Genomic DNA, 4,427 nt, shown 5'->3' on the forward strand with positions numbered 1-4,427 from the left:
ACCCGCCTTGTGTTACTTTCACCTTAACAGTTCCTTTCCCTTCAGAGTTATCAAACCCTAATAAACCACCGTTTGGAGAGGAGATGGTGTTAGAACCAGGAGAAAGACGAAATGCTTTTCCCCCTTCTTTATCATATTCATTTGTCCCAATAGTTGCTCCAAGCTTTTCTAATCCTGATAGTCCCGATACTTCAATTGTGACTTGCTCATTCGGTTTTACATAAATTCCTGTTGGCACATAGTTTCGTTGCTCACTTCTTCTTTCTCTTGCTGCTTCACCCATATAATGTCCTGTACTTGGAAGTTCAAACTTTCTCTCTTCATATTGTGCCTGGGTTTGTGTAGTTTCAGCATAAATGTTCAAATTATTTACAGTCATAGATGTAAATAATGTCGTTGTCAAAACAGCAGATGTCATAAGTACTTTCATTGGTTTTTGTAATCTATGATTCTTTCTTCTACTCATATAAATCAGTCCTTTCATTTAAATCCATTCTAACGTTCATACGAAACGTCGATTTCCTCACTAGCCCTTTGTATCCTTTTATTACGTTAATACAATAAAAATTCTTCTTACTATGGCTACTTCTTAAATTTACTTATCCCCCCTCTCTTATTTCATACAAGTCAAAATTATACCTATATATAATTTTGAAAGGGAGCATCTGACCGCGTATAGAAACGGTCATGACTTTTCCCACCACATCAATATGAGAAAGCAAGTGCAGATCATGTTGTATTCTGCATAGTAGGTATGTCGAAGAATTGAAATGGATATATATGGCTGTTACTTCCATTAAAACATTATAGACTTTGAGTATAAACCTCTAATCTAGCATATAGTAATTCTAAGTTAATACCATTACCTAATACGCAAATATGTAAAATTTCATATTTTATATTCAGTATATGGGTCTCGCCACATCACTATCAAGCTAAGGTTATGAAGTACCCCGTAAATGAAAATCTTTATCTATCTACAATTATTTATAACAATTTAGCTCATTTTTTTAGTTTTGGGTAACAACGAATTTCTTAAGTTGATGGGCATGTGGCGGGACCCCATGATCTATTTTATTTTATCTGTTTGTGGATTTTCAATTGTCTTTTATGGGAGTTTTTCTACCTTTGTTTGTTATTCTGTATAACTCACATTTGTAATACGATCCGTTGCCGCAACTGTCATTCGTAACTGTTTGTTACCTTGCTTGTAAATGTAAATTGACGTTCCATCTATTCCAGACTGTACATCTACTGGTAATGGTAGCAATGAATCATATTTCATAAAGTTCGTTCCGATCACTAATTGATTAGCTACATCCTGGGATAATTGTCTGTTGTTCACTTCTTCCAATTGTTCTTTTTGTTGTTGCTCTATCTTTTGTTCATTTTCCCATTCTTGTTTTACGTGGTCACAAGTTATCTGTGCTTCTGGACTACCACAATATTTCGGTTCGGATTCTTGTTTCGCCGCTTCTTCCTTCGCTTTCACCTGAGCCGTTTTGTTGTCTTCGGTTGTCTGCGCCTCTTGTGTAGTTTCAACGGCTGGCGTTTTTACTTCCTCCACTTGATCTTTTTCCTGTTGTTCTGCTTGCTTTTCGTCTTTCGACATAACGACTTTGTTAGATTGATCCGTTGTTTTATTACCACACTCTTTTTCCATCTTACCTAGATAATGGTATTTCATAGTTTCATCAGTACCGACCGTGACCCAGTGCTCATATTTTTCTTTAGCTTCGATACATTCCGGGCTCTCAGCGTCTTTTTTTACTGATCCGCCTATAAACGGTATATCTACTTTAAGTCCAGACATGACAGCGGCCCCAGTCCCAAGTAAAAATCCAGCTACTAAAATTCCGGCCGTGCATATGATTACTTTTCCGAACATTTTCACGCTTGTTTTCCTCTCTAATGTTGTTACTTAACCTTTTCAATTATCTACCATATTTCAACCTCCTGCAAATTTGTTGAACGCTATCCGCCAAAACTGGCGAATGCCTATTACGCTCAATTTTGCACCTATTTTGGGTACGGAAACGATTCTGGGTATGATGGTTCGTGGTAAACAGCAACTCGTTTACAAACAAGCAGTTTCAACCATTACTACATAATACATATGAGAATGATTCGAGCATTTCTTAACATTTTCTCAACATTACATTATACATATATATGATATTATGATAATAAGTAATTCTCTTTATCTTACTTCTATATATTTGTTGTTTCCTGTTGCAGAATCCTTATCATAAGGATTCTATTTTTTGTACCAAAAGGTATGAAAATAATTTTAGGTTTATACCGAAAACAAAACACACCTTTTGGTACACATTAGCTATAAGAATTTAATGATTAATTTTACAAATTATAAAAAGTCATGAACTTAGTTTTACTTTCTATTATATACAAATAGTTAGGGGGCAATATCATAGGATAAAGATTGTTCCAAATATTCACCCGGAACTTTCTGATAAGTTAAAAAATCTAACAACAAAACGTTTAAAATATGCTAAAATACAATTACATTTGAAAAAGAGTAGTGGGTTCAAGTTGTTATTTACATGAACTCCAAAGAAAAAAGCCAAATTCTGTATAGATTTGGCTTTTTTCTTTTTATGCATTTGTAGCTAAAAATAGCATGGTCTTTAAATCCTTGTTAGGGGCAAGAATTTAAAGAAGAGTTTAGCTTAATTATGATTTTACATAAATTACATATTATAGTAAATTGATATTATTTGTACTAAATATTGTAAAAATACAGGAATTTAATCCTTATATTATTTATGCGCAAAGTCATAATTAGTGAGTTTTACAAATGAACCGTCCTAAAAAGCGAGCGAGCGTTTACAAAGGTATACCATTACAGATATATAGAAAACTATAAAAACCACGTCTATAAATGTCTACTTCCTGATTTACAGATGTCTGTTTACTTTCCACTCGCAAGATTATGAAAAAAATATAATTCTAACAATAACCTTGTTCATAACTTAAAAAGTTTTGAATACAGCTTCGGGATGTGATAAAATCAATACTGTAAATTTAGGAGATAAATAGCACTTGTTTTAAGTGCTATTTTGCACTATAGGTAAACATAAAAAAGCTATCAATTCCATGATAGCTTTTTTATGTTTATTTAATTCCGATAACCAAACTATCTCGTGCAGCTTCCACTACTTCAGTAGAAATAGTATTAAGATGATTAATCTCAAGTATTCTCTCAATCTGAGTGAAAAGCCTCTGTATAAGTCTGAAGTTTCCTCCAGTAATTTTAATGATACTTGTAATTGCTTCGTAATCAGAAAAATCTTCAAGTTTTATAGAAAGCCCTAGCTCTTTCCATTTATACTCTAAAATATGATGCGTTTCATCCTTACTTAGTTTATCGAATTCGTGAGCAAAACCAATTCTAGAATAAAGTTGAGGATATCGAGCTAATCGTTTCTCTATACCAGGCATCCCAATTAATATCATAGCTAGGTCATTACGGTCATAAATATCCCTGAGTTGTTCTAAATTTTGAAGTTTTAATCGATCAATTTCATCAACAATAATCAAGTCGATACCTTCATAAGAATTAGTAGTATACTCTCCTTCGCCTCTATTAATCATTTTATACATAGTTCTAACCAAGTTTATTCTAATTCCAATAGTATGAATATCATCCGTCATTTTAGTAGCACGTACTGCTGGAGCTGTATAAAAAATACTTCTTGTTTCGAGTATCTTTTCATCTGCATTTAATCCAATTTCATCTGCTTTTTTATAAGCTATTTGCTTCTCTATACAATCCCAATTTGAATAATATCTTGAAGATAACGTTTTTCCAACCCCAGGCAGTCCATAACAAATACCGATATACTTATATTTGATGCAAGCGTCGCAAAATTCCGCAAACCTTTTATATTCTTTTGTTTCAATAAAATTCTGCATTTTAGTCATTGATATACCTCTTAAGTTTAGACTTTTTAGAGCTAGATTTATTCGACTGAGCCTTCCAACCATTTTGCTTTGACATGACTATTTCTTCTACAACAGTTTTTCTAGATTCTAGTTGATTTTTTAAATTTTTTCGTACGTTATTTCGTGCAGAAACAACGTCTTTTAAGTCCACTGTGTAGTTAGAAATCTCTGGTGAAATAGCGGTACATAAGTATTTATCTTGATAAAATACACGAATTTCTGCAATATCTCTTGGATCATAACGAATAATGACGGTTTCACCAACATATGCAGCTAAGTTAGTATCAATATATCTTAAACCTTGAAAACGAATACCATCTGAATGAACTTTTCTTGTTTTAGCTAAATTTAATAATAACAAATCCAAACTCTCTAAACTTTCTGGCATATTAGGTAAAAATCCAGATTCATTCCATGCAAGTATTGGCTCTTTCTTTGTTGTACCATGAATTCTATGATGATAG

At 32.9% G+C, this 4,427-nt stretch carries 4 protein-coding genes and 1 pseudogene; 1 reads left to right on the top strand and 4 read right to left on the bottom strand.

Annotated features, from left to right (window positions below; translation table 11 throughout):
• Positions 1–466 (bottom strand): M60 family peptidase N-terminal accessory domain-containing protein (locus ACM6HU_RS24195; RefSeq protein ID WP_414848484.1); only part of this gene is annotated, 466 nt, incomplete at its 3' end.
• Between the two features lie 669 nt (positions 467–1,135).
• Entirely contained in the window at positions 1,136–1,888 is a 753-nt protein-coding gene (locus tag ACM6HU_RS24200) for a hypothetical protein (RefSeq protein ID WP_249922746.1), read from the bottom strand.
• A gap of 148 nt (positions 1,889–2,036) precedes the next feature.
• On the opposite strand from ACM6HU_RS24200, the pseudogene ACM6HU_RS24205 reads away from it, so the two are divergent.
• Positions 2,037–2,111: pseudogene (locus ACM6HU_RS24205) on the top strand (RNA-binding protein Hfq); the annotation flags it as partial.
• Positions 2,112–3,132: 1,021 nt separating this feature from the next.
• On the opposite strand, the gene ACM6HU_RS24210 reads toward ACM6HU_RS24205, so the two are convergent.
• Both ACM6HU_RS24210 and ACM6HU_RS24215 read right to left on the bottom strand, forming a co-directional pair.
• Positions 3,133–3,942 carry an AAA family ATPase gene (locus tag ACM6HU_RS24210; RefSeq protein ID WP_016131748.1) on the bottom strand — a complete coding sequence of 270 codons (810 nt, stop codon included), beginning with the start codon at positions 3,940–3,942 and terminating at the stop codon, positions 3,133–3,135.
• A partial coding sequence (locus ACM6HU_RS24215; protein ID WP_414848485.1) for a Mu transposase C-terminal domain-containing protein occupies positions 3,935–4,427 on the bottom strand: 493 nt, incomplete at its 5' end. The genes ACM6HU_RS24215 and ACM6HU_RS24210, both read right to left, overlap by 8 nt.

Source organism: Bacillus sp. IT-79MI2 (assembly GCF_949768135.1).
Taxonomy (GTDB): domain Bacteria; phylum Bacillota; class Bacilli; order Bacillales; family Bacillaceae_G; genus Bacillus_A; species Bacillus_A pseudomycoides.